Below are 3,526 nucleotides of genomic sequence, written 5' to 3' on the forward strand. Positions count from 1 at the left end.
AATTTTCAGCGTTGCTGGCTCCCCGTCAGCCGGATTGGGTTGCATCGCAGGGGTGTCGAAAGAGTCAACTGCGGTCCAAAGCTGTTGGACTTGGGTGAAAAGGGCGTTTATTCTTCCTATACGTTGTTCAGAATAACATTGTTCCGCCAACAATCAATTCGGTAGATATTGAACCTGAATATAGGGATATATTTAACTTGACGTTACACCAATCACAACAACGGCAAGTGAATTACGCAATGAGTAATACTTTTGGTTTTGGCGGACACATTGCCACAAGTATTTTTAAAAAATATGCTGAATAGAGAGTAGGTGCTAACTTCGGTTTGCTCGTGTTGGCGCTAAATCGAAAGTTCAAGTATCCCAACATGTTCCTTCGTATAGAAGTTAAAAGTTGGCAATTATCGTAGAACAACCTACAGACAACACCAATATGTAACCGATAAATAATTACAAAATATGACCGACAGAGTAAACATCATCAATAACTACATCGATGGATACAACCAATTTGATATCAAAAAAATGGTTGCAGACCTTGACGATAATATTGTTTTTGAAAACATTCAAAATAATGATATAAGTTTATCGCTGAAAGGGTTAACAGCGTTTAAACAACAGGCAGAAACAGCAAAAACATACTTTGCAAAGAGAACACAGACAGTTAAATCGTTTAGGCATTTTGACAACAGCACTGAAATAGAAATTGATTATACAGCAATTTTAGCAATTGACTTTCCGAACGGCTTAAAAAAAGGGCAAAAGCTAAAGTTATCAGGAAAATCCGTGTTTGAATTTAAAAAAAACAAAGTGATTAAATTGACAGACATTAGTTGACATTAAAACCAGCGAACAAGAATATGACTTTACTAAAACATAAAAAAATTACAATAATTGGTGCCGGGCCTGTTGGATTAACAATGGCGAGATTGTTACAGCAAAACGGCGTGGACATTACAGTTTACGAGAGAGACAAAGACCAAGATGCAAGGATTTTTGGTGGGACACTTGATCTGCACAGGGATTCGGGACAGGAAGCAATGAAAAGAGCGGGATTGTTACAAACTTATTATGACTTAGCTTTACCAATGGGTGTAAATATTGTTGATGAAAAGGGCAATATTTTAACCACAAAAAATGTAAGACCCGAAAATCGTTTTGACAATCCTGAAATAAACAGAAATGACTTAAGGACTATCCTATTAAATAGTTTACAAAATGATACCGTCATTTGGGATAGAAAACTTGTTACCCTTGAACCTGATAAGGAGAAGTGGATACTAACTTTTGAGGATAAATCGAGTGAAACAGCAGATCTGGTTATTATTGCCAATGGTGGAATGTCTAAAGTAAGAAAATTTGTTACCGACACGGAAGTTGAAGAAACAGGTACTTTCAATATACAAGCCGATATTCATCAACCGGAGGTGAACTGTCCTGGATTTTTTCAGCTTTGCAATGGAAACCGGCTAATGGCTGCTCATCAAGGTAATTTATTATTTGCGAATCCTAATAATAATGGTGCATTGCATTTTGGAATAAGTTTTAAAACACCTGATGAATGGAAAAGCAAAACGCGGGTAGATTTTCAAGACAGAAATAGTGTCGTTGATTTTCTCCTGAAAAAATTTTCCGATTGGGACGAACGCTACAAAGAACTGATTCGTTTGACATCATCTTTTGTAGGGTTAGCGACACGAATATTTCCCTTAGATAAGTCTTGGAAAAGTAAGCGTCCATTACCCATAACGATGATTGGAGATGCTGCTCATTTGATGCCTCCTTTTGCAGGACAAGGCGTAAACAGTGGGTTGATGGATGCCTTGATATTGTCGGATAATCTGACCAATGGGAAATTTAACAGCATTGAAGAGGCTATTGAAAATTATGAACAGCAAATGTTTGCTTATGGAAGAGAAGCACAGGCAGAATCAATAATAAACGAAACGGAAATGTTCAGCCTCGACTTTTCTTTCCAAAAACTAATGAATCTATAAAACAGAAAGGCGAGGAAATGAAAGAGAAAATAGTTAAAAAAAACGGAATAAGACTTTTTACCGAAAGTTTTGGATGTGAAAAAGATCCGGCAATACTCTTGATTGCGGGAGCAACGGTATCCATGTTGTATTGGGATGCTGAATTTTGCCAGAAACTATCTGAAAAGGGATTTTTTGTTATTCGCTACGACAATAGGGACGTAGGAAAATCTACTAATTACGAACCGGGTTCAACCCCCTATGATATTGTTGACTTAACCCATGATGCTATTTCAATTTTGGACGGCTATAAAATAGTCAAAGCCAATTTTGTGGGAATTTCACTGGGCGGACTGATTTCTCAAATAGCATCAATAAAATATGCCGACAGGGTAAGTTCAATAACACTAATCTCATCAGGTCCTTGGGGCGACTCAGACCCCACAATTCCTGAAATGGATACGCGTATTTTAGATTTTCACGGAAAAGCTGAAACCGTAGATTGGACAAATGAAGACAGTGTGGCAAATTATTTAATTCAAGGTGCTGAATTGATGAGCGGCAGGAAACAATTTGACAAACAAAGAAGTGAAAAACTGATTAGAGCCGAATTTAAAAGAGCTAATAACTATATAAGTATGTTCAATCATGCGGCACTGCAAGGTGGTGAAGAATACTGGAACAGATTGAGCGAAATCAATCAACCAACCTTAATTGTACACGGAACGGACGATAAAATATGGCATTTTAAGAATTCAGCAGTTTTACTTGAAAAGATAAACGGCTCAAAACTAATAACGCTTGATGGAACCGGACACGAACTACATTTCGAAGATTGGAATAAAATTATTGATGGAATAACGCAACATACAACAAATAACAAAAGAATGAACAAATAGGGTATTATGTATTTCCAAATCAACGGTTTAGAGATTGAAGCTAATATCAATGTGTTATGACGCTCAAGCTGGTGGAGCCGCTGCGCGAGCTGTTTAAAGATGAGGTGCGCAAGATCGGTATGGAGTTAGGTCTGCCCTACGACATGGTTTACCGTCATCCCTTCCCTGGCCCTGGCTTGGGTGTGCGTATTCTTGGCGAAGTAAAAAAAGAATATGCCGACAGGTTGCGCTTGGCTGATGCCATCTTTATCGAAGAGCTGTATGCCGCTGACCTGTATCACAAAACCAGCCAAGCCTTCGCTGTATTCTTGCCAGTGAAGTCGGTTGGCGTAGTGGGCGATGCCCGCCGCTATGAGTATGTGGTGGCATTGCGCGCAGTAGAAACTATCGATTTTATGACAGCGCGCTGGGCACACTTGCCGTATGAGTTTTTAGAAACGGTTTCTAGCCGCATCATTAATGAGATTCCCGGTATTTCGCGGGTAACCTACGATGTTTCCTCAAAGCCGCCGGCAACTATTGAGTGGGAGTGACGGGCACTGGCTGGCAATGTCTAGCAACGGCAGGCATTTCGGCTGAGGGTAAAAGAACTTTCCGCTAAGCGATAGACTGTATGTAAACACAGTATTGCAAGGACGCGGAACATGCCTC

3 protein-coding genes and 1 pseudogene are annotated in these 3,526 nt (G+C 39.4%); all 4 read left to right on the forward strand.

What is annotated here, in order from left to right; all coding sequences use genetic code 11:
• Window positions 1–459: 459 nt before the first annotated feature.
• Window positions 460–837, forward strand: a complete 378-nt coding sequence (locus FTT77_RS16990; protein ID WP_044502095.1) for a hypothetical protein — start codon at window positions 460–462, stop codon at window positions 835–837.
• 23 nt (window positions 838–860) lie between these two features.
• Complete coding sequence (gene tet(X) / locus FTT77_RS16995; RefSeq protein ID WP_044502094.1) at window positions 861–1,997, forward strand: tetracycline-inactivating monooxygenase Tet(X); 1,137 nt, start codon at window positions 861–863, stop codon at window positions 1,995–1,997.
• A 17-nt stretch (window positions 1,998–2,014) separates the two neighbouring features.
• On the forward strand, window positions 2,015–2,875 hold the full coding sequence (gene estT, locus FTT77_RS17000) for a macrolide hydrolase EstT (RefSeq protein ID WP_077782102.1): 861 nt from the start codon (window positions 2,015–2,017) through the stop codon (window positions 2,873–2,875).
• Window positions 2,876–2,931: 56 nt separating this feature from the next.
• Window positions 2,932–3,408: pseudogene (locus FTT77_RS17005) on the forward strand (GMP synthase (glutamine-hydrolyzing)); the annotation flags it as partial.
• Window positions 3,409–3,526 lie beyond the last annotated feature (118 nt).

Source organism: Acinetobacter sp. YH01010 (genome assembly GCF_013420775.1).
In the GTDB taxonomy this organism is placed as follows: domain Bacteria; phylum Pseudomonadota; class Gammaproteobacteria; order Pseudomonadales; family Moraxellaceae; genus Acinetobacter; species Acinetobacter amyesii.

Bases quoted from the DNA above. Each gene is read 5' to 3' on its own strand.
- estT (WP_077782102.1), top strand. From the start codon at position 2,015: ATGAAAGAGAAAATAGTTAAAAAAAACGGAATAAGACTTTTTACCGAA.
- FTT77_RS16990 (WP_044502095.1), top strand. From the start codon at position 460: ATGACCGACAGAGTAAACATCATCAATAACTACATCGATGGATACAAC.